Annotated in this window: 19 protein-coding genes and 1 tRNA gene; 9 read left to right on the top strand and 11 right to left on the bottom strand. The window is 40.6% G+C overall.

The window, feature by feature from the left end:
* Positions 1-71: 71 nt before the first annotated feature.
* Both ACMUMJ_RS04730 and trmL read right to left on the bottom strand, forming a co-directional pair.
* Entirely contained in the window at positions 72-1,175 is a 1,104-nt protein-coding gene (locus ACMUMJ_RS04730) for a potassium channel family protein (protein ID WP_414677639.1), read from the bottom strand.
* A gap of 15 nt (positions 1,176-1,190) precedes the next feature.
* Positions 1,191-1,664: a tRNA (uridine(34)/cytosine(34)/5-carboxymethylaminomethyluridine(34)-2'-O)-methyltransferase TrmL gene (trmL, locus tag ACMUMJ_RS04725; protein ID WP_414677638.1), complete on the bottom strand. Its 474-nt coding sequence runs from the start codon at positions 1,662-1,664 to the stop codon at positions 1,191-1,193.
* A gap of 129 nt (positions 1,665-1,793) precedes the next feature.
* Between trmL and ACMUMJ_RS04720 the strand changes: the two genes are divergently transcribed.
* Positions 1,794-1,869 (top strand) — tRNA-Phe (locus ACMUMJ_RS04720).
* Between the two features lie 146 nt (positions 1,870-2,015).
* Here ACMUMJ_RS04720 and ACMUMJ_RS04715 read toward each other — a convergent pair.
* Positions 2,016-3,098 carry a site-2 protease family protein gene (locus ACMUMJ_RS04715; RefSeq protein WP_414677637.1) on the bottom strand — a complete coding sequence of 361 codons (1,083 nt, stop codon included), beginning with the start codon at positions 3,096-3,098 and terminating at the stop codon, positions 2,016-2,018.
* Between the two features lie 216 nt (positions 3,099-3,314).
* Here ACMUMJ_RS04715 and ACMUMJ_RS04710 point away from each other — a divergent pair, with 216 nt between their 5' ends.
* Positions 3,315-6,941, top strand: coding sequence for a CHASE domain-containing protein (locus ACMUMJ_RS04710; RefSeq protein ID WP_414677636.1), 3,627 nt, complete (start codon positions 3,315-3,317; stop codon positions 6,939-6,941).
* 522 nt (positions 6,942-7,463) lie between these two features.
* Entirely contained in the window at positions 7,464-8,201 is a 738-nt protein-coding gene (locus ACMUMJ_RS04705) for a glycerophosphoryl diester phosphodiesterase (RefSeq protein ID WP_414677635.1), read from the top strand.
* Between the two features lie 480 nt (positions 8,202-8,681).
* On the opposite strand, the gene ACMUMJ_RS04700 is transcribed toward ACMUMJ_RS04705, so the two are convergent.
* Positions 8,682-9,653 (bottom strand): LysR family transcriptional regulator, encoded by a 972-nt coding sequence (locus tag ACMUMJ_RS04700; protein WP_414677634.1) that lies wholly within the window; start codon positions 9,651-9,653, stop codon positions 8,682-8,684.
* A 110-nt stretch (positions 9,654-9,763) separates the two neighbouring features.
* Between ACMUMJ_RS04700 and ACMUMJ_RS04695 the strand changes: the two genes are divergently transcribed.
* On the top strand, positions 9,764-10,321 hold the full coding sequence (locus tag ACMUMJ_RS04695; protein WP_414677633.1) for a DMT family transporter: 558 nt from the start codon (positions 9,764-9,766) through the stop codon (positions 10,319-10,321).
* Between the two features lie 11 nt (positions 10,322-10,332).
* Positions 10,333-10,674, top strand: coding sequence for an EamA family transporter (locus tag ACMUMJ_RS04690; RefSeq protein WP_414677632.1), 342 nt, complete (start codon positions 10,333-10,335; stop codon positions 10,672-10,674).
* Positions 10,675-10,683: 9 nt separating this feature from the next.
* Here ACMUMJ_RS04690 and ACMUMJ_RS04685 read toward each other — a convergent pair whose 3' ends face one another.
* From ACMUMJ_RS04685 to pdxR, 3 genes are all read right to left on the bottom strand, one after another.
* Positions 10,684-11,757, bottom strand: a complete 1,074-nt coding sequence (locus tag ACMUMJ_RS04685) for an SPM autocatalytic domain-containing protein (protein ID WP_414677631.1) — start codon at positions 11,755-11,757, stop codon at positions 10,684-10,686.
* Positions 11,758-11,944: 187 nt separating this feature from the next.
* Entirely contained in the window at positions 11,945-12,487 is a 543-nt protein-coding gene (locus ACMUMJ_RS04680; RefSeq protein WP_414677630.1) for a DUF924 family protein, read from the bottom strand.
* A gap of 96 nt (positions 12,488-12,583) precedes the next feature.
* Complete coding sequence (gene pdxR / locus ACMUMJ_RS04675; RefSeq protein WP_414677629.1) at positions 12,584-14,047, bottom strand: MocR-like pyridoxine biosynthesis transcription factor PdxR; 1,464 nt, start codon at positions 14,045-14,047, stop codon at positions 12,584-12,586.
* 113 nt (positions 14,048-14,160) lie between these two features.
* Here pdxR and ACMUMJ_RS04670 point away from each other — a divergent pair, with 113 nt between their 5' ends.
* Both ACMUMJ_RS04670 and ACMUMJ_RS04665 read left to right on the top strand, forming a co-directional pair.
* Positions 14,161-14,775, top strand: coding sequence for a GNAT family N-acetyltransferase (locus ACMUMJ_RS04670; protein ID WP_414677628.1), 615 nt, complete (start codon positions 14,161-14,163; stop codon positions 14,773-14,775).
* A 34-nt stretch (positions 14,776-14,809) separates the two neighbouring features.
* Positions 14,810-15,496 carry an FMN-binding negative transcriptional regulator gene (locus ACMUMJ_RS04665; RefSeq protein ID WP_414677627.1) on the top strand — a complete coding sequence of 229 codons (687 nt, stop codon included), beginning with the start codon at positions 14,810-14,812 and terminating at the stop codon, positions 15,494-15,496.
* A gap of 58 nt (positions 15,497-15,554) precedes the next feature.
* On the opposite strand, the gene yghU is transcribed toward ACMUMJ_RS04665, so the two are convergent.
* Complete coding sequence (yghU, locus tag ACMUMJ_RS04660; RefSeq protein ID WP_414677626.1) at positions 15,555-16,406, bottom strand: glutathione-dependent disulfide-bond oxidoreductase; 852 nt, start codon at positions 16,404-16,406, stop codon at positions 15,555-15,557.
* Between the two features lie 179 nt (positions 16,407-16,585).
* On the opposite strand from yghU, the gene ACMUMJ_RS04655 reads away from it, so the two are divergent.
* Positions 16,586-17,926 carry an aspartate aminotransferase family protein gene (locus ACMUMJ_RS04655; RefSeq protein WP_414677625.1) on the top strand — a complete coding sequence of 447 codons (1,341 nt, stop codon included), beginning with the start codon at positions 16,586-16,588 and terminating at the stop codon, positions 17,924-17,926.
* A 461-nt stretch (positions 17,927-18,387) separates the two neighbouring features.
* Positions 18,388-20,037 (top strand): methyl-accepting chemotaxis protein, encoded by a 1,650-nt coding sequence (locus tag ACMUMJ_RS04650; RefSeq protein WP_414677624.1) that lies wholly within the window; start codon positions 18,388-18,390, stop codon positions 20,035-20,037.
* A gap of 436 nt (positions 20,038-20,473) precedes the next feature.
* Here the strand turns inward: ACMUMJ_RS04650 and ACMUMJ_RS04645 are convergent, their stop codons facing one another.
* The 3 genes from ACMUMJ_RS04645 to maiA all read right to left on the bottom strand — a co-directional run bounded on the left by ACMUMJ_RS04645 (position 20,474) and on the right by maiA (position 23,007).
* The gene (locus tag ACMUMJ_RS04645) at positions 20,474-21,793 is read right to left on the bottom strand and encodes a methyl-accepting chemotaxis protein (protein ID WP_414677623.1); all 1,320 of its coding nucleotides are present in this window, start codon (positions 21,791-21,793) and stop codon (positions 20,474-20,476) included.
* A 245-nt stretch (positions 21,794-22,038) separates the two neighbouring features.
* Positions 22,039-22,302 (bottom strand): hypothetical protein, encoded by a 264-nt coding sequence (locus tag ACMUMJ_RS04640; RefSeq protein ID WP_414677622.1) that lies wholly within the window; start codon positions 22,300-22,302, stop codon positions 22,039-22,041.
* Between the two features lie 84 nt (positions 22,303-22,386).
* On the bottom strand, positions 22,387-23,007 hold the full coding sequence (gene maiA, locus ACMUMJ_RS04635) for a maleylacetoacetate isomerase (protein WP_414677621.1): 621 nt from the start codon (positions 23,005-23,007) through the stop codon (positions 22,387-22,389).
* Positions 23,008-23,029 lie beyond the last annotated feature (22 nt).

Below are 23,029 nucleotides of genomic sequence, written 5' to 3'. Positions count from 1 at the left end.
CTCAAGAAAAGCCATACATGTTTATACTTGTATGGCTTTTTGTTTTCTACTGAAACGCTTAAATGATTGCGCTAGCTGAAGTAGTCTTTTATTTCTTGATTGCTCGGTAAGACTTGGTCGTCATTTACGAGAATAATAAGAGAATTGATCTTAGCCACTTTGGAGGCCTGAGGGTGAGTGACTACCATATTATTATCTGCAACGTAGCCAAGCGCCGTGCCAATGTCTTTTTGGATCAAAGTTGTCACTATCTCGGCCCACGTTTTGCCTTCGATATTCACATCCAATCGAATGGTGTGATCTCCTTGATAACGAAATAAGTCTTCTAACACTTGTTCTGTACCTGGTGCACTCAAAGACCGAACGAGCATTTCTGGATAGGCTCTAATAGGACGTATTACTGCGTTCGCTCTTGCATTGCGAAAACGTTCGCGGTTGTTGTCTTCGACGGCCTCTGCAAGCACAAAGGCACTCGTGTTGAGTTCTTTAAGGCGATGTAGAATGTCGAACACTTTACTGTCACTGCTGCTTTCCTGACTATCAGGGCTTAATACAATAATGTATTTTGCTCTTTGAGCTCCAGCAGACTCTAGCATCCCTTCAGTCGTGGCATCCCCTGTGTGGTGTACAACGCCGTGTGATCGCAAAGACATTGGCAGACCATCAGGAAAATGTGGAGTTAAGATTTGTATTGGTGTGTGTTGCAGCTCAGGAGAGTCGCAGATTTGACCAACTAAACGTTCTAAATAGCGTTCAGTATAATGCTTTGGTGTATTGATAATTAATAAATGATCTTGCATTTCATCCCACTCCATTCGGCCTTTAATTCGCATTTCTTTTTTCTGTAGACGTAATTCGATATAGTCACTGGCTATTTGCGCTAATAACGCAATACCAATGCCGTAGATGAGAATAATGGTGGCAGCTTGTCCCCAAAATGTGGCTGCTGAGATGTCTCCATAGCCTGTTGTGCTTGCTGAGGTCATAGAAAGCCAAAAGGCTTGCCACCAATCCATTTCTTCAAACAGCACCATAGCCAGACTGTGAATCAGTATGATGCTTGCTAATAAAGCCAGTCGATACTTTAAATCCTGCACAGCATGTAGATAAACACTGTGTTTAAAATCTTGACGACGCTTCTTATTGTTTTTTCTAAGTAATCCGATAAGAGACATTACGCCACTCTCCTTTTAAGCACTTTCATCTGGCATAGCATAACCAAGCTGCCTCCAGGATTCATAAACCATCACGGCAACGGTATTGGATAAATTCAAGCTGCGGCTACCAGACTGCATTGGTAACCTTAAGCGCTGTTCTGTTGGTAACGCATTAATAAAGTTTGTTGGTAACCCTCTAGTTTCTGGGCCGAATACAAGAACGTCATTTGACTGGAAGCTGGCCTCTGAATGAGGGCGACTCCCTTTGGTCGTTATTGCATAAATCGTGCCAAACGATTGGCTATCTAAGAAAGCCTGCCAGTCTTTGTGACGCCTTACTCTGGCGACTTCGTGATAATCCAATCCAGCACGACGTACTTTTTTGTCGTCTAATTCGAACCCTAGAGGTTCTATTAAATGTAATTGAAAGCCTGTATTAGCGCATAAACGAATGACGTTGCCTGTATTAGGTGGAATTTCAGGTTCGAATAGAACAATGTGCAGCATACTTTTTCTTCTTAATTGGACAATAGGATAGACGGATGATACCAGATAAGAACTTTTTTCTAACTTATTGTAAAAAAAATTAAAAAACTATTGACCCTCAAACAGATTGCTATACAATGCACCGCACTTGCCCAGATAGCTCAGTCGGTAGAGCAGAGGATTGAAAATCCTCGTGTCGGCGGTTCGATTCCGTCTCTGGGCACCATGATTAAAAAGGCCAACTTTTAAAGTTGGCCTTTTTCTGTTTAAGCTTCTGCAAATAGAGCAATTTGAAGAAGTGTAACCCTACAGGATTGATTCTGTAGGGTTTTTTTATGTCTGGCGTTTGGGCGTCGACGGGGCGCGTTGTATTTAAGCCCCAAGAAGTATTAATGGAATTGAAAGTGCATCGTTACCTGTAGATCCTAACAGGTAAATAATAGAGCATAACAAGGCTACTGTAATGACATACCAGACTGCCGACACAGTTTGCCCGTATCGATCCAAAGGAAGCAGTTGACTGCGATGGCGGTCTTGCCATTCAAAAAGGATTTCAAACATACCTATGAATAAAATAAATCCCAATAGAGCAAAGCCAAAATAACTACTGGCAGCAATACCTAATAAAGCACCACAGACGCATATGATGAGTCCAAACACTGAATTTATTGAAAAAGCCACACTTTTTAAAATGTGCCCACCATCTAGTGGTAAAACAGGTAATAGATTGAATAGGTTGAGCAAAGCGTTAAATGTGGCGATGCCTGCAAAAAACTCAATATCGGTTACCCAATAAATAAATAAACTGACGATGGATAACATCAACCCAAAGAAGGGCCCCATTATGGCGATGACGACATCTTGCCAGCGAGTATTAATCTTACTCTCTGAAAGAGCTAAGCCACCAATAAATGGAATTAAATAGATGCCTTTTGTTTTCATACCAAAATATTTCATGGCGCGAATGTGGCCATATTCATGAAAAACAAGACAGAGGATAAGCGCAATGGCGAACTCTAAAGAAAATAGCCAAGAATAAGCGGCGAGAGAACCTGCGGCAAACAGTGCTTTGATGGCCTTGGCGCTTTTTAGCATTTTAAGTGCAAAGGAGCCAATGCCAATGACGCTGATTTTTTTCTTTTCAATAGGGCGGTTAACAACCTCTTGTTTCTCAATGTCCGTGGGGGTTATTTCTCCTTGAGAAACGGGTGTATTGTTAACAGCGAATGCATAGCTTAATAAAAAAGGCTGCCATGAAAGATTAATGTCTAATTGACATTCTAGATCTCCTTGATTTGATTGGAGTGTAAATACGTGCTTTTTGATCGGGTTTCTGCCCGCACTGGCATTGAATTGTGAAACCAATTGGTTATCCCAATACAAAGCTTGCCAACCTGACATGGAGGCTTCTAAACGAAGCTCTTTGCCGAGACATTCTATTCTTAATAACTGCAAAATAACCTCATGTTTAACATTTAATAAGTAGTAATAACGTCTAAACACAGAGAGTGGCTAGGCCGTTTACTTTACTTTACTTTTTCTTGAATGGATTTTTAGGGATACTCAAGAACACATTTTAAGACAGTTGCTTATATTACTCTTGTGATTTCACAAGTGAACTGTTCATCGAGTTATTAGCCGCTTTAATTTATCTCAAAACAGACTCTTTATATGTATAAACTTTTATTTCCTATACTTTTCACTACCGTCCTTTACTTTATATTAGGGGTGATTAGCCATAAGATTGCTATTCCTCCTGGTTTTTCTACCGTTATATGGCCTGCTTCAGGCCTCGCTCTGGGGGCTGTACTAGGATGGTCATGGAGAGCTCTGCCTGGCGTATTGATTGGTAATATGCTGGTAAATGTATATATCAATTATCTGGATCAGAGCGAAATTTTCTTCCCTTTACTGATTTTGATTGGTCTTGGCGCTGTTATCCAAGCTGGAATCGGTTATTTCCTTATTATGGTATTTTTAGGTACGCCATTTGATTTTTATAAACCCAGAACCGTCTTGCTCTTTATATTTCTCGGAAGTGTGGTCAGCACATCGATTTCTGCCACTATTGGTTGTGTGAGTTTATTATATTACGGTGCTATTGGCATTGATGACTTTTTGTATAATTGGTTGAACTGGTGGATAGGCGATTCTATTGGTGTGATTGTCGTAACTCCTTGGTTATTAACTGCTTTTCCTGCTCTTACAAAGAGCACATTCCCGAAATTAAAACAGTTTGTTGCTACGTTGACGTTTATTACGTTGGTGACGGCTGGAATATCGAGGATAGCGTTTAGTTTCGATCATGCAAAACAAAAAAGTGAATTCGATAAAAATGCGGAAATACTGGCAGCGTCATTACAATCAAGGTTAGAGAACTCTGTGAATTCTCTATATGGATTAGCCGATTTTATACAAGGCGTTGATAGTGTGACGGTGGAGAGCTTTCGTAAATACACTCGAGGAGTGATGGAGCGTGATCCTGCTATTCTTGGTTTATCATGGACTAAACACGTGGCTGGGGAGGATATTGAGGCTTGGGAGTCATTCTTACAAGAAACATATGATTCGTCTGATGTTTTTATATACGAAAAGAATGAAGCGTCTGACGTTGTCCCTATAAAAAATAGACCGCAGCATTTGGTTGTGAGTTTTATTGAGCCATTTGAGTTGAACCAAAAAGCCTTGGGTTATGATGTGTATTCGCAGCCGACCAATAAATATGCATTGGATATGGCTTTTGAAACAGGAAAAGTCAGTCCTACTCTACCTATTCAATTGGATAAAAAAGAGGGGCAAACGGAAAATATTGGAGAATTGATTTTTTTACCCGTATTCACCGCCCCTGATGATATGACTACGGACATGACAAAATTTGAGCACTTAGAAGGGTACGCCACTGCAGTCGTTTCCATTACTGAATTGTCTCATGTTTTAGACGGTGCTGCTCAAGAGCTGCCTCACACTGCATTGTATTTATTGCATCATGATGAGTCTCAAGAGTTTCCTCATGTTTTAGCAAAACTAGACTCTAGAGACACTCCAATGGAACAGGTGTTTCCGAAGTTACATACTAATGATTTCCCTATGATATCTCGTCATTCAGTATCAATTGGCCAATCTTCTTGGGAATTGGTGCAAATTAGTTATGAGTACAATATATATTATCCATGGAGCACTCACTTTGTACTTGCAGTTGGCTTTTTGCTAACAGGATTGTTTGGTTGGTTTTTGATTTTAACTGCCAGTAAAACCGCTCAGATAGAGCAAGAAGTAGTTAATAGAACAAGGGATTTATCACTATTGAATGCGTCCCTTATTGAGTCAGAGAGTGTAAAAAGCAGAGCAACATTGGATGCTGAGTCTGCGAATAGAGCGAAAAGTGAATTCTTAGCGAACATGAGCCATGAGATTAGAACGCCATTAAATGGGGTAATCGGGTCTTTGTCTTTATTGGATCAAGATAGTTTGCAGCCAGATCAAAAGAAAATAGTACAGTTGTCTGCGAGTAGTGCGGAGTCTTTATTAGATATTATCAATGACATTCTTGACTTATCGAAAATCGAAGTAGGTGATATGGAGTTGGATAATAATGAGTTTGATTTGATTGAGCTGGTTGAAAATGTGGGTCAAACCTTAGCCGTGAAAGCGCATGAGAAAAACATCGAATTACATTGTCCTTTTACGGTTCCTAAACGAACCAAAGTGATTGGTGACCGCGTCAGGGTTCGTCAAGTGCTAATGAACCTAATTGGTAACGCGATTAAATTTACTCAATATGGAAGTGTGAGTGTTTCGGTCAATACAAAAAGTGTATCGGATGAATATTTACAGATAGATCTATCTATTGAAGACACGGGTGTTGGTATCTCCTATGAGCAACAGAAAAAGCTATTTTCTCGCTTCAAGCAAGCTGATAGCTCCACCACGCGTAAATTTGGTGGGACAGGTTTAGGGCTTGCGATTAGTAAAGAGTTGATTGATATTATGGGCGGCAGTATTGGCATGACCAGTGAAGTGGGTTATGGGTCGAAATTTTGGGTGTCGTTAAAGTTAAAAGAGAATATCGTACATCAAGCTGATCAAGTAGTGACACCCGAAGTGGATTTTTCTAAGGTCTTACTGATTACAGAAAACAGCAAGCTCAGTCAGTATTTATCTGAGCTGTTAGAGCTGTGGAATGTAGAATATTTGATTTTTGATAGTTTCGCGACCGCCGTAGAAAGTTATCAAGACAAAATTATGCCATTTCAATTGGTTTTGGAAGACCAAGATGTGATTGCTCAGACGAACCTGAAAATGCAAGAAGTTTGGTTTTTTGTGTGTAAAAAACAAAATGTAAAACGCGTATTATTAAAGAATGCGTTATCTACTTATCATAATGACAAAATCGACTACGCACGATATTTGGATTGTTTGACTAAACCCGTTAGAAAATCAGAATTGTTGCATTCTTTAATGGACTCTTCAAAACTGAACGAAGAGCTTGCATCGTCTGTAGAGGAGCCTCAATTGGATATGTTCGATTATAAAGTCTTGTTGGTTGAGGACAATATTACGAATCAAATTGTAGGTCGTGGCTTATTAGAAATGCGGGGGCTACAAGTAACCATTGCAAATAATGGGGAAGAAGCGGTAAAAGAAGTACAAGGTTTTCATTTTGATCTAATCTTTATGGATTGCCAGATGCCTATTATGGATGGTTATGAAGCGACGAAACGTATTCGAAAATTAACTCATAAGCTTTCTGAAACGTCCCCTAATGTGCCTATTATTGCGTTAAGCGCCAACGCAATGAAAGGAGAAGATAAGGTTTGTATTGCTGCTGGTATGAACGATTTTATGTCGAAACCTATAGATCAAGCTGTTTTGGTTGAAAAAATATGGTATTGGTTAAATAATGGAGAACCAACACAGACAAACACTCAGGATGCGACCATGCAACAAGATGAAAGCTTAGTCTTTGATAAGGAAAATTTTTTTAGTCGAATGGGTAACAACACACAATTAATTTCTATTGTATCTAGAGAGTTTGTAAAAGAAGCCTCATTGCAATTAGAAGAGTTAAAAGCCATTGCTGATGCAGGTGATCGAATGGAGCTATCAAGACAAGCCCATAAGTTAAAAGGCTCATCTGCGGAAGTAGCAGGTGAAAGAATGCGGCTTGCTTCTTTTGAGTTAGAAAAAGCCGCTAAGTTAGATGCAAATGAAGTCTCTCAAGATGAATTATTGGAAATGGTGGTGCGAATAGACAAAGAACTTAGTGTGTTAAAAGTTGAACTGCAAGTCCTAGTGTAATTTGTTACATTGCGGTTATTCTGATTTTTCCGTGTAACAATTTAAACCTATTGAAGATAGGGCTATTTTAAGAATAGGCAGTTTTACATGTGCCTCAATAAAGGCATTCATTTTTTGCTGGCTTCAAATTCATGAACGCAAGGCATTGACTGCCATTCAACTATTTATAGTTATATTTTATATGGTTACCATGCTTGATTAGTTTCTTTTATTTCGATGGTCACTTCTTTAGGTAATTTGTTTAATATTGAAAAATGTTGTTTGGGAAAAGCGTTCTGAGCATTTAGAATGCGTACCGAAAATCAGATGCTCATTAAAGGCTGATTTGATTTTGATAGTGCAAGAAGTTAGTTGTTAGGCACAACAGAACTAATAGATGGATTACGCTACTGTATGAACCGAATATCATTTTTTGGGTGATAGGGTTTATTTAATCCAATACTTAGTTGCCCAATTAAACTCAAAGCGCTGTCTGAAAAAGGCATATTTATGCCTCTACTCAACAACACGTATGAGAAGGTTATGTTAGATGTGAATGTCATTGGTCATCGAGGTGCTGCATTATTAGCGCCAGAGAATACGCTAGCAGCCATAAGAGCTGCGGCGTCTACTGGTGTGAAGTGGGTCGAAATTGATGTGTATTTGATAGCTGATGGCAGTTTGATCATATTTCATGATAATGAATTGGATCGTTGTACAAATGGTACTGGTTTTACGGCGCAAGCAACCCTACCTTATATTCAAAGCTTGGATGCTGGTAATTCATTCGATGATGCTTTTAAAGGTGAGCCTGTTCCAACATTAGTTGATGCTTTGTTGTGTATTCAAGATCTGGGCCTTGGTTTGAACTTGGAAATTAAGTTTGATGAAGGCGATGTTAGTAAGATTGTTCCAGGTGTGTTATCTGCCTTGGAAACACATTGGAAAGACAATGAAAAATTGCTAATTTCGAGCTTTAATAAAGACGTGTTAAAAGTGTGTTACGAGTTAAACTCTGAACGACATTTTGCCCAACTATATGATGACATTCCTGATAACTGGCAATCAGAGCTGGAGCAAATTCAAGCTTACAGTCTTCATTGTCATTTTGAAAAGCTGGCAAGAGAAAAAGCCATCGCAGTCAAAGAAGCAGGTTACAAATTGTTATGTTATACCGCTAATGAACCCGCACAAGTCGAACAGCACTGGGAATGGGGAATGGATGCAATTATTACTGATGACCCTACTGTGTTTCTCTCTCAGAAAAGGGGTTTTGGTTAAGGCATAAAAGAGTTGAACTTCGTTGAAATGGTTACTGTATTGTTCATAGAATGAGCCAATGACTATTGGCTCATTTCTGTTAGATCTGCTTTTTTTGATTAACGTCCCTCGGAAGGGTCGTTATGAATGGGCAATTAGAACCCTTTGAAGAACTATCAAATTGTGAGCTTTACCAGCTTCTTAGACTGCGTTGTAATGTTTTTGTCCTAGAGCAGGAGTGTGCATATGGTGAACTTGATAATTGAGACATACACCCTGGCTGCTAGTTGAACCGGGGCAACGGGGGCAGACTTAGGTCATGATTTGATCGATTGTGCAGTAAAGCATATTTCTAACATGTGATCAGATCATGACATCAAAATCGGGGCGCCATTGCGATTGCAATCCTATTATGAAACACACGGTTTTATCTCCATATCTGAACCTTATATGGAAAATGGTACTGCCCATATCCATATGACTCATGCTCAAACACATTGATTATTCTTTATTGCTACTAATCCTATCTCTTATTTTGAATGTATGGTTTTCATTGTCCTGATTTGATTTCAATGCCTCGACAATGTAATCAATAAAAACCCTCGATGTTTTTGGTAGGTATTTCGAAGGGGGAAACTGCATTGTGATGATGCCGCTATAGCTTGCTTTAATTTCCCATGTTGGTAGCACCTGTATGACCGAACCAACAGCAAGATCATTTACTAACGTGAAATCAGGCAGTAATCCAATACCAAGATGCTGTTTGATACCATTTAAGCGCATTGCAGAATGATTGACCACATAACGCCCTTCTACTACGACTGTAACCTCCTCATCCTCTTTAACAAATTTCCAATGATTATCTTGTGGCTGTTCGCCAAGATATAAACAACTGTGCTTTCTTAAATCGTTCGGGTGTTGAGGGACGCCGTGTTGTTCTAAATATACGTGACTGGCGCATAGTACCAATTTTACTTCACCAACTTTTTTCGATACCAAGCTAGGAGTAGGGTTGTCCGTTAATCGAAAAGCGATGTCTACCTCATCCTGAATGGGGTCAATAAAACGATCGGTTACTTTTACGGACAGTTGAATGTCCGGGTACTGTTTTAGAAAAGGATAAAGTAACGGTTCTAATATTTGCTTTCCATAGGCTTTTGGAGTCGAGATGGTGAGTTTCCCAACCGCTAAGGTACGTGATGAATTTGACGCGTTGATGGCATTGTCTGCGGCGATAAGCATGGTTTGGGCGTTGTGGTAAATATCATGACCAGAATCGGTAGTTACTAACTGTCTGGTGCTGCGTTCAAACAGTTTTGTCGACAGTAATGCTTCTAATCGAGAGATTTTTTTACTGACGGCAGAAGGGGTTAGCCCCAGTTTTTTTGCGGCTAATGTAAAGTTTCCTTGCTCTACAACCGTGACAAAAACCGCAAGGTCGGGCATTAATGCAATGATTTTATTTGTGTTCATAGAGAATAACTTATGTTCCTGAGTGCCATCTTATCGTGAATATTGTCTTCTAATAACATTAGTAACACTGATTGACCGTATAAGTCACTGATTACTAATAGGAGACGTGGATGAATATAAGCATAATAGAGCGACAAGCGTTTATGGATCGGTTACCCATTGCAGAATGCTTATTGGTTGCCGTCGCTATTTTTTGGGGGACGAGTTACGGCCTTACAAAAGAAACCCTTTTATACATTTCGGTATTAGGGTTTATTGGCATTCGCTTTTCATTGACGTTCTTTTTGTTGATCCCTTTTTTTGTTGCAGATTATCGAAAAGGCAATGCCAAAGATTGGAAGCTTGCGGTACCGACAGGCTTCATTCTTCTTGGTATTTTTATTGCTGAAACCTTTGGTGTGGCGTTCACCAGTGCGTCTAATGCGGCGTTTCTTATTAGCTTATGTGTTGTGATAACGCCCTTTATAGAGTGGTTGGTGTATCGTCATTTGATGAATAGAGCGCTGTTTATTTTCGCTACTATGAGTGTGGTTGGGGTATTTATGTTAACGCTTAACCCGTCATTGGATATCCATTTGAATCAAGGAGATGGCTATATTTTGATAGCGGCTTTTTTACGTGCATGTATGGTAGTAGTGACAAAAAAACGCTTGAAAACAAGAGCCTAACAGCAATATCCATGACGATGGTTCAATCGGGTATTGTAGGTATAGGGGCGTTTTTCTTGTTGTTTTTAAGTGACGGTAGCCCATTCCCTTCGTTGCTGGATAGCAGTGTGTTTTGGTGGACAACTCTGTACCTTGTTGTGTGTTGTACTGTCTTTGCTTTTTTTGCGCAAAACTATGCGTTAAAACGCACTTCAGCAACAAAAGTATCGTTATTAATGGGATCTGAACCTGCCTTTGGTGCTTTGTTTGCGGTTCTATGGTTAGGCGAAGTATTGACGGTGTTGCAATATGCTGGAGGTGCTTTGATATTAATCGCAACGATTAAGGTCGCGATTAATAAACACGCTGGGTAGTGTGATTGACTAAACAATCAGATCCACGTGTTGCATACTATCAACCGAGCCATCAGATTTAATGTATAACCCCGTTTCTTGGATGATACCAGTGCGTTCTCCATCGGGGTTAAATAAGCTGAACTGTGTATCTTGTGACGATAATAAAAAGGCTTCTATACCTGCTTCTTCCAATGAAATAAGGGTTTCATTACCTGCTTCGTCTCTTTGAGTGAGTACCAGTTGATCAAAAATGGTGTCTAAGCTATCAATGATGCCATCTTGATTGTCGTCATGTTGCGCTAAGTCGGTGAAGCCACTGCCTGACTCTGGACCAAACAACTCGCCTCCATCATCAATACTGCCGTTGCCATTTTTATCAATGGCCAAAAACGCTGAGTCGCCTATTGCGTAGCTAACTTCGTCCATTTCACCGTCGTTATTGATATCAAACTGCATTTTGTTGTTACTCAGTTGTGCCATGTTGCCATTTAAATTGATGGTGAGAGGATCAACTTGTCGACCACTAATAATAACTTCACCGTAAAACGATTCTTCACGGCTACGTGACATATCTAAGGAGAAGTTAATATTAAATTGACGCCCATCTTGTAGAACCATGCTTCCACTTGCTTGAAAGCTGGTGTGTTCCATTTCTTTCAATTCGTGATAGCTTTGTTGGACTTGCTCTAATAGTCGGCCATTACTATCAAAACGTTCGACGGCTTGTTGTGTGTCATCAGCAGACTCATCTTGCTCGGTGTTTGTATGTTTATAAAGTGTAAAACTGATACCAAACATCTTTTCAATCAAAGACTTAGTTTTCATGATGCGAGGGTCTTGAGTCATTTCCTCACCAAGTTCTTGTGTAGCAGAAAAGCCTAGCGGTTGAGGGGCTCTCTCTTGCGATTGTATGCTGCTACTGCTTTCAGTCAGTTGAGTAAAGACCTGCTGAGCAGAGAAACTGAGTGCTGCACGTTGGTTGTCGTTTTGCTGTGTTTGAGTTTCATCGGTCTCAGCTTCTGGTCGCCAAATGGTTCTTTGAGAGATGAGCTCCGATTTTTGATAAGCACGTTGAGATGCCATCTTTAAGCTTATATCCATTACCTTGTCTCCTTATTACCAACCTATAAGTACGCCCTAATGATGGATAGTAAACGTACTTCCCCATATGAGTTATCGAATAAATAAGGATTTTGTTTAAGCATATAAAAGTATAAAAAATAACCTGTTTATACTTTTATATGTGACATTCTGAAAGTGAATAGGGTGCATTGACTGTACTTAATGCTTAAAACGACGAGTTAGGTTGTGACAGAAAAGCCAATTCAGTTTCGGTAGATGTTCTTCCTAGCACACTGTTTCGGTGAGGATAACGGCCAAATTGCTGGATAATGTTCCTGTGTTGATGCTCAAAGTCGATATTGGATTGAATGCCATTCTCAGTAAACAGAGTCACAGCCACATCGTGAATTAATAAAGATTCACTGTGCATAAACGGCATGTATAAAAAGTTCCTTTCAATTGGGTTTAACTCAGTATGAGCACCTAAAGAAATGGCCTCTTGGGCCAGAATCAGTGCAAGTGCATCAGAAGCAAAAGCGCGTGGTGTGTCTCTAAAAATATTACGAGAAAATTGATCGAGTATGAGGATTTCCGCCAGTCTGCCTTTTGCCGATTGACGCCAACTGAATAGCTCACATTGATTCGCAGATTGATGTACTTTAAGGAATCTGGTTTTAATTACTCGGTCTAATTCAACGTCTTTCACCCACCATTGAGTCGGTTTCAGTTCGTCAAACCAAAAAGATAAAATCGTATCAGGGGTCATCATTATTGTCCTAGTAAAGATGGCTTGTGCTAAAAAGTGGTTAAGTCAGCATACTGTGTTTAATTCTAGAACAAACATTTTATTTTGGAACAATAGTTCTTAAGATTGAATGCTTTTAAGTAAACTAAAGACGATGCCCAGTCCTTGAGTAAGCTTCTCTGTACTCAGCCCCGCATAACCGAGTCGCACATAACGGTTTTCATTCTTCGCTGGATCTAAATGGAAGTTGTGCTCAGCGGCGATATAGACATCATTTTCTAGACAGGCTTTTTCAAGTTCAAGGGCATGACTTTTGATATCGAGCCACAAGGACATGCCACCAGCGGGAAGGTGGTAATTTAGTGAGACACCTTGAGCCTGGTATTCTTCTAACGTATGAATCAGATGATCTCTACGTTGATGATAAAGTTTTGTCATCCTCCGTAAATGGCGTTCAAAGCCCCCGTCTTGCATCCAACGACCAATCGCATCTTGCATTAATACGTTAGGTTTATGATTCATTACGCTACGATAACGCATGATGGCGGGAGAGAGTGCTTTGTCTACAGCGATAAAACCAATGCGTCCACCGGGAAACATGATTTTGGAAAACGTAGATAAGTAAATGACCAACCCAAGCGGATCGTCGGCGGCTAATGGTGTGAGTGGCTGGCTATCGTAGTGAAACTCATGATCGTAATCGTCTTCAAGAATGGCGACATTGTGTTGTGCGGCCAAACGATAAACGGCCATCCTTTCATGAATCGGTAAAGTTATGGTGGTTGGGTACTGATGCAATGGGGTTAAGTAGAGAAGCTTAATGTCTCCCGTGGAAAATAGGCTTTCAAGATGTTCAATATCAATGCCATTAGCGTGTTGTTTGATGGGAACAAGGCTTGCTCCAGTTGCATTAAAAGCGTTCCATGCAGGCTGATACCCTAATGTTTCAACCGCTACTTTCTCTCCTTCTTGTAATAGCAATCGAGCGATTAAGTACAAGGCTTCTTGAGAGCCATTGACCGCGATGATGTCTTTATTAGTAATGGAGCGAACTCGCCGTAAATAGAGTTTGATTTGATGTAAAAAATTTTCATTACCCGCGTTATTACCATAATTTAAATCGTCTAAATTTGGTCGACTAAGACTGTCATTCATATAGGATTTGAAGTCTTTAAAAGGAAATAAAGACACGTCTGGAGAACCACCTGCGAAATTATATTGGTATTTATGGGCTGGCTTGTTGAGGCGATTTTCTGATAAGTCTTCAGCCAAATGCCATTGAAAGGGTGAGGGTTGTTCTATTCTGTTTGTATTAGGCAGTGAGCTGGATTCAATCGGTAAAGAGGTAGCCACGTGATAACCTTTTCTTTCTATCGATTCCACCCAGCCCTGCGCGATAAGCTCCTGATAGGCCGCCATAACAGTATGGCGGTTGGTCTTTAACTGAGTTGCTAGCTTTCTTGCAGAAGGTAGTGGCTCATTCGCGGTTAATTGCCCTGTTTGTATGGCATGACGTAGGGCATACGCGATGCGTAAAAATACCGGTTTGAGTTGTTCGTCCAATATAAGAGTGAGCTCTTTCATGTATTTTCTTAGTGTTGGTATAGATTAAAAATTAAAACTGGTCATTTAATTTATACCAGATTCATTGAGAATGCTCACATTGAAATCCTAAAAACGATGTGAGATGAATAACAATGACGTCTATAAACCTTGCTAACTTACCCGAATTTCTTCCTCAGCCTGTCATATTACAAAGTGAAAAAGTGACGTTAAGACCGTTATCAGTAGATGATGTGGAAGGCTTTTTCCAAGCGGGTCATGATCCTCAATTGTGGCAATGGGTTGTACCCAATCAATGCGAATCACTGGCAACAGCACAGAAGTGGATTGAAACTTCGTTAGAGGCGTTGCAAAACGGTGAGCAAGTGCCTTTTGTGATTGTTGATCGTGCTTCTAAGCGCATTGTGGGATCAACCCGTTATTGCACCATTGAACTGGCTGATCGAGGCATAGAGATAGGATTTACCTTCATTTCACCCGAATTTCAAAGAAGTTACATCAACACGCACGCCAAATTTTTGTTGCTGCAACATGCTTTTGAAGCGTTGGGAGCTATCCGTGTTCAGTTGAAAACTCATGAAAACAACCTTCAATCCAGAAAAGCCATTGCACGTATTGGTGGTGTGTTTGAAGGCATAGTACGTCATCAAAGAATTCAGTCTAATGGTTTAATTAGGAACACCGCGCTTTTCAGTATTACCAATGAAGAATGGCCTCAGGTAAAAATCAATTTGTCACAATCCCTATAAAACGCACTGTAAAGTACTCACAGTAGGAGACATTATGTATATTCCAACGAAGCTGGTGGTGTCTGACATCCATGAAATTCATCGTTTTATCGATCATCATGGTTTTGGTCTTATTGTTGGTAATGGTTCTGATAATGATGACACAGGCGCAAAGGACAATGTAGGGAACACATTGGGTAATCATAAGAAAAAGGGTATAGAGGGAACGCATTTATCGTTTATTTTGAATAAAGAAGAAGGGGAGTACGGAACGCTATATTGCCATTTTGCTCGCATTAACCCCCATTGGGCGTCTTTAGCTGGAGAAGAAGTCTTAGTTGTGTTCCATGGCCCACACGCGTACATATCGCCCACTTGGTATGCTAGTGAACCCAATGTACCAACGTGGAACTACACGGCCGTGCACGTGTATGGTGAACTCACCGTGTTAAGTGATGAGAAAACGCTTGAGGTAATGGAAAAGACAGTGAAAAAGTACGAGCCTCAGTTATGGGACAACCAAAGTGTGATGCCAACCGCCTATCGAGAAAAGCTACAAAAGGCCGTGGTTGCGTGCAAAATCACACTTACCCGAGTAGAAGCACAGTACAAGCTAGGTCAGCAAAGAAAGGAAGAAGACCAACAAGGTGTTGCCGAAGGGTTAAGTCAATGTGAAGACCTTGATTCCATCGGCTTGCTGAACTTTATGCAACAAACACGCATTGGAATGGGCAAAGCTTAAAATAAAAAAAGCTCGCTCTTAAAAAGATTAAGAATCGAGCTTTTCTGTTTCGTTTCTATTACTTAACAATAGCATCAATATCAGAGGCGGAGTGGCGTTCTGCTAGGTGATCTCCTTCTCCCCATACACGATTCACAACGATACCGCGCTGTACTGCAGGGCGTTCTTGGATCTGTTTCGCCCAACGTTGTAGATTGGTATAACTGTCTACTTGTAGAAACTCTGCGGCGTTGTATAGCTTGCCTAATACTAGGCTGCCGTACCAAGGCCAAATCGCGATGTCAGCAATGGAATAGTCATCTCCTGCCATAAAAGTATGATTCGCTAGATGGTTATCTAATACATCCAGTTGACGTTTGGCTTCCATCGTGAAACGGTCAATTGGGTATTCCATTTTGACTGGTGCGTAAGCATAGAAATGCCCAAAACCACCACCTAAATACGGTGCAGAACCCATTTGCCAAAACAACCAAGAACGGCATTCTGTTTTGCCTAAATGGTCTTTAGGAATTAAAGCATCAAATTTTTCAGCCAAATACTGTAAGATTGCACCCGATTCAAACACACGTGTTGCTGGTGTGGTTGAGTAATCCATCAATGCTGGGATTTTGGAATTTGGGTTAGCGTCAACAAAACCAGAAGAAAACTGATCACCTTCGTTTATTTTAACTAGAAAAGCATCGTATTCGGCACCGGAGATTCCCAAGGCTAATAATTCTTCCAACATAATGGAAATTTTTTGTCCATTCGGTGTCGCTAATGAATACAGTTGCAAAGGGTGTTTGCCAATTGGCAACTCTTTTTCGTGAGTTGACCCTGCAATAGGGCGGTTGATGCTTGCCCATTCTCCACCATTTTTCGCATCCCAATGCCATACTTTTGGTGGCTCGTAATTCGTATCAGTACTCATAGTATCTCCTAGTATTTGAATAAATGAGAATAGGTAGCTCAGTAATTGAACCTTCATTAGTCTCATATCTGTAGGCATTTTGTAGCAAAAAAAAAGCATCATAGGTATTATTCGCACCGAAAAATCATCATGTTCCCTATTTGCTTCACAATCCCACCTATTTACTAAAGACGATATCAATGACTAATCAAGATAAAGCAATATCAAATCAATTACTTAAATCTGCTCAGATTCACATGCCGATGGGTGTAGCCGATAGCTATCGCTATTGGGGTGAAGGCAAGACGGTCTTTGTGAAAAGCACTCAGGGTGGCACCATCATGGATTGCGATGGCCAAGAGTTTGTTGATTTTCGTTTAGCGTATGGCCCGATTATTTTAGGGTATCGTGATGGTCGCGTAGACAGTGAAGTTATTAAGACGATTACGGAATGTGGCACTATTTCAGGCTTTTCGACGAAGCTAGATTCCGACGTTGTTTCTTTGATGAAAGACCTTTGTCCGCAAATTGAAAAAGTCCGTTTTGCAAACTCTGGGACTGAAGCGGTATTAGGCGCAGTACGTACGGCGAGAGGGTACACAAATCGTAATAAAATCGTTGTGGTAGAAGGAGGCTTTCATGGTTTATACGATGAAATGATGTGGAAGTCGGATGTGGATAACTGGGATAATAATACACAAGATGCACCTGATATTGCAGCGTTTGGTATTGGTATTCCTGAAAGCAGCCGTGAGCATTTAGAAACGGTGCCATTAAATGATTTTTCTGCGCTTAAAGACGTATTTGATCGAGTGGGTGATGACATTGCTGCGATTGTCATTGAGCCTATTATGGGGAACTGCGGCAGTATTGCGGCGACGCAAGAATACATAGAGGCACTGCGAGACATCTGTAATCAAAACCAAACTTTGTTAATCATGGACGAAGTGAAAACCGGTTTTCGAGTCGCTAAAGGTGGCGTACAAGAGCTGTACGGTGTATACGCAGATTTGACTACGTTCGCTAAAGCTATGGGTAATGGTTATCCCGTTGCTGCGTTTGGTGGGAAAAAAGCCGTTATGGATAAAATTCATTTTGGTAAAGATGGGGTTACCCATGGAGGCACTTATACCGCAAATATGATTGCTTTAAGTGCCGCCAAAGCAACCTTGACTCTATTGAGAGACACAGACGCATTATTCACTGTGCATACGGTAGGCAAGGCCATTCAACAGCGTTTAAGTAAGGTATTTAATCACTTTAGTATCGAACATAAATTTGCAGGTCCCGACTCCATGTTTGGCATTCATTTTGGTTCCCTTGCGCCACAAAATTACCGCGATTGGAAACAAACGGACTCCGATCTTTATGCCGAGTTTGCGTTTAACTTAATTAAAAAAGGCATCATGCTAGAGCCTGACTCCCGTGAGCCTTGGTTTATCTGTGAGGCGCATAAGACCGTGGATTTGGATTGGTTGGAAGCAACGGCGATGTCAGCAATGCAAGACACCTTAGAGCAAATTCCTAATACGGCGGCTTAATTAAAAAGGTAGGTTTTGCAGATAAGCCCAATAGAACAGAATGTTATTGGGCTGGATGTCGGGTTACGTAGTACGAAATTTAGTGATACCTCACAACATCATGCTTGTTAAAACGACGGCAATGACGCTGTCAGTGAAGGTTGTGAGCTGAGTAACACTTGAGATTGTCATGCTTTCATTCTGAACAGCCTGTTATCAAAAATTTGATGTGCTCTGATTTTTTTCAAAGTTTGCCGTAAACCACTTGTATCAAAGTGTGTCTTCTTTGCCGTTTTAGATGTCTTGTGCTGTTACGTTACGTTACGTTACCCCCCTTCCTTGACTGCTTCTAAGCGAGTATATTTGTTATCATCGTTATTAATGATATAACTAATATGTGAAGTGGTTGGCTGTTTTCACGTAAGAATTTTTTAAATTCAGGCATTTTCTGGGCGCCTCACTTGAAATTTTTGGATGACAATATGAAATTTACAATTTTTCGGTCTGTCTCAATTAACGCTCGGTTAATTGGATTATTGACTTGTGTGTTTTTAAGTCTGTTACTTATTTTATTTCTAGCGTTGAAATCAAATAAGGAAGGCATGCAGCAAGAGCGTTTTTTAAAAACGAAAAATGTGGTCGAAGTGGCCCATGGTGTTATTCAGCATTTCTATGAATTAGCTGAATCTGGTGAAATGACAACCGAAGCAGCGCAAGCATTAGCGAAAAGTACACTGCATGACATGCGTTACAGTGAAGTAGAGTATTTCTTCGTACAAAATTATGACGCTTCTATTGTTATGCACCCGATTGTACCGTCCTTAATTGGTAAGGACTTAACAAATACGACGGATGCAAATGGCAACAAGATTTTTTTTGAAATTACTCAAATAGTAAAAAACCATGGAGAAGGTTTTAATGAATATGTGTGGCCTAAGCCAGGCACTGAAGACCCTGTTCCTAAGATTTCGTATGTAAAAGGATTTGAAAATTGGGAGTGGATTGTTGGCTCTGGAGTGTATTTGGATGATTTAGACGCACAATTCTTTGAGGCTGCGAAATTTTTTGTCAGTGTGTGCATTGCCTTATTAGTTAGTGTTATCGTTCTTTCCTACTTCATTTTGAAGTCCATTGTTGTGCCATTAACTCAAATTGAAAATACGCTGAAAGGGATTGCTGATGGGGAAGGAGATCTGTCCATTAAGTTATCTGAAGAAGGTAATGATCAGATTGCATCGATTGCCAGTGCTTATAATCGCTTTACTCAACGAATATCTGCAACGCTTCTACATGCCAAAACTTTATTTGTTGAGGTGGATAAAAAAAGTGCGGATCTACGTGAGAGTGCCGAAATCTCCATGGGGGTTGTGGAAGAAAGAGCGCAAGTATTCCGTGACATTAGTAATATGGTTGAGCAAATTAAAGACATAGAGTCGGATGTAACCTCTCATTCTACAGCATCTTTGTCCCTTGCTAATGACGCGAAGCAAAAAGCACAAACCAGTCAGGCATCAATAGAGAGAACACTTAAATCAACACAACAACTTTCTGATGAGCTAGAAGTGAGTGTGAAGTCCGTAGTGCAATTGGAAAGCGAGTCGCAAAACATTGGAGCCGTATTAGATGTGATCAGTGGTATTGCGGAACAAACGAATTTGCTTGCGTTAAACGCTGCAATTGAAGCCGCTAGAGCAGGCGAACATGGACGTGGTTTTGCGGTTGTTGCTGATGAAGTTCGAGGGCTTGCAAGCCGAACTCAATCATCAACCGAAGAAATTCAAGCGATGATCAATGAACTGCAAAAAGGGGCCAGTGAAGCTGAGGCTCGTATTACTGCGGGACATGAGAAATTTAAATCAGCATCCGATGAAATTTCTTCTACAGCAGAGGCTCTGTATGACATTATTACCTCGGTAAAGGAGATCTCGACAGCAGGAGAGTTGATTTCCAGTTCGGTCGCCTCACAAAATAATTCGGTTGAGCAACTGGATAAAATGAATGAAAGAGTTGCTTCGTTGTCTCAAGCGGCAGCGGCGCAAACTCAATCTAATGTACATCATTGTGCTGATTTAGTGGACCTTGCGGATAAGGCAAAAGAAGTGATTTCTACTTTTAAACTGCAGAATAGCTAAAATAACCGTAAGCGAAAAGTGATAAGTTGCGATTGTCGCCGATCACTTTTTTACGTTGGAATGTTTGTTCGTTGTTGATGAGGTTAGCGGTTAGTTGGTGTCATTTTCACTGGGTATGACTCCAAAATACAAAAATAAAGAGAATGGTAGATATTTTATCTCCTTGTTTGTTTATGTCGCGGAGTGTAGTTAAGAGGGAGCTAATGCATGCACTATTGTAGTGATCGTAACAAAGGTAAAAACTCTCTAAAGTGATACTTTTTTGATATTTGTACTTACCTTTTATTGCATTTTCGTCAAGTAATAAAAAACGAGAAGTAATAAATGAGGCCTCAAAGAACAGTATGGGGTGTTAAAAAGCACAAAAGATATAGGGGGAATAAAGTGTATCGCATACAGACTTGGGATTGTCTGTATGCAATACCGTATAGAGACGTTAATCGTGTGTAAACTGATTGGTAAATACGCTGATGGTGTCTACTACTTGCTGGGCTTCGGTTTGTATTTCAATAATCACTTCACCTGCTTCATGGGAGAGTCTTAACCCTTCTTCGGCCTGACTTTGGCCTCCATTGACTAAAGCAACCGCTTGTTCTGCCAGTATTTGATTTTTCTCTACAACGCCTACAATTTCTTCCGTAGCGGCGCTGGTTCTAGACGCCAAATGCCTTACTTCATCCGCAACAACTGCAAAGCCGCGGCCTTGTTCACCAGCCCTTGCCGCCTCGATAGCTGCATTCAGCGCTAACAAGTTGGTTTGATCTGCTATGCCTCGAATACTTTGTATGATGGTACCCACTAGCTGAGATTGTTTATCCAATTCTGCGATGCCATTGGCTGCTTGCGACATTTGTTTGGATAACTGCCCCATAACATCAACAGTGCTTTGTACAACTTGTTGGCCTTTTTTCGCGCTTTCATCTGTTTTCTGAGAGATTTCAAAGGCCACTTTTGCGGTTCCCGCAACAGCGAGCTCTCGTTCTACTTGCTCAGTAATGAGCGTCGCAAATTTAATAACCTTATACAATCTTCCATTTATATCGGTGATCGGGTTGTAAGACGCTTCTAACCAAACAACATTGCCTCGACTGTCTATTCGTTTAAAGCGATCGGCGACAAAATCTCCGTGGTTAAGCTTTTTCCAAAAATCAATATAGCCTTGGGATTGGTGTTCTTCTGCAGCGCAAAACAGCTTGTGGTGTTTGCCCTTTATTTGGGAAAGTTCATAGCCCATACTTTTCAAGAAAATGTCGTTTGCCGTCAAGACATTACCATCTAGATCAAATTCGATGACGGCCGTTGAACGTTGTAGCGCAGCGATGGTGTTTTCATGCTCTCTAGATGTTGTAATGGTGCGAGTTAAGTCGTTCGCATGAATGGTCATGTGGTCAACTTGGTCTTGAGCGTTTTTAATTGCTTGAACCGTGACTCGAAGCCATGCCACTTCACCATTTCCACGGTTAATTTGCAATGCGCCTTCCCAATGTTTAGAACGTAGAATCGCATCAGACATGTTTTTATACTGTTCGGTATTGCGTGCGTGTGCAGGAGCAAGATCGAGTAGTTTTTTGCCTTTTAGCTCATCCGTGGAGTAGTGCATCTCTGTTTCGAATTTTGCATTAACGCTTTCTATTGTGCCTGTGTTGTCTAGAATAATAGTGAGAAGTTGTGTTTCAATGCTGTCCTTAACTTGTTTTGTAATTAGAAGTTCGTCTTTTAATGATTGTATTTCTGCTAGAAGACGTTTGTTAAACATCTCATTTTCTCCCTGAATGTGGTCTGTATGACTAAATTGATGTATTTTGAGAATAGAGGGGTAGTTTATACGCAATAAAAACTAATACTATTTTATTGTCATGACAGTGTAGAGTAATTGACAAAAAAAAGTCCAATAGTATCTATGGCTATAACGATTATTTATAGCGATTATCCGAACAGTTCAGAAAAGTGATACTCATTCAGGCATTATTCGCTCGCATTGAGCAGACAGAATACTCAAAGTTATTGATCCATACGGTGTTGTAATTCAATATACAGAGCTTCCCAAGTACTGGCTGTGGCTCGAACTCGATTGTCTTTCCCTAAGCATGCCATTTCACTTAATGCGGTGCTATTGCTCGTCGAGGGGTCACTTTCTACATAGATATTTTGAATAGAATCATCGGGGTGTTTGAAAGACCAGTAATTCAGTGTCGAGGCGTACCGTGGGTTTCTGGGAGACGTAAACCATCCCCAATGTTTTTGGTCGATTTGCTTTGCAACCACGGATGAATCCGGTAAATGCTCTATACGAATGGCGATGGTTCTATAAACTAAATGGCTTTTCAGCGCGTTCCAAGGATGGAATGCTTACTCATCTGGACTGGCTTTAGCAAAGGCGTCCAACGATAAGCAGTGTTGCTCAATGCGTACCAGTGTTGGGTAGGGCGTTAAGTCAAAAGAGAAGCGGCGAGCATTAAAAAGTTGCGGCACCAAACACACATCTGCCAAGGTCGGCGAATCACCACAGCAAAATGTTGTTGAGGAGTGTGATAGTTTATTTTCCAATGTGTCAAATCCAAGTGTTAGCCAATGAAAATACCAACTCATTTTTTCGACATCTGAATGGGCGAATTTGCCTGTTAGATGCTTCAGCACCCTTAGATTATTTAGCGGGTGAATATCGCAAGCGATGTCTAATGCAATGGCTCGACAATGCGCACGCTCTAACGCTGTTGCGGGTAACAAAGGGACATTAGGGAACGTTTCATCTAAGTATTCCATAATGGCTAAAGATTGAGTTAAGGCCTGATGACCTTCAGTCTCTAGTGATGGTACCAACCCAGAAGCGTTTACGGTTTTATACATGGCATCATTCTGTTCATTATCTAATAAAGAAATGGGTACAGATTGATAGTCGAGGCCTTTTAAGTTGAGCGCAATTCTGACGCGATAAGCGGCGGTTGAACGACTGTAATCGTAAAGCTTCATAGGTGGTGCCTCTTGTTATTAG

Source organism: Marinomonas phycocola, from assembly GCF_047525455.1.
GTDB lineage: Bacteria > Pseudomonadota > Gammaproteobacteria > Pseudomonadales > Marinomonadaceae > Marinomonas.
Note: the sequence above shows the minus strand (reverse complement) of the source record. Positions and strands in the feature narration are given on the sequence as shown.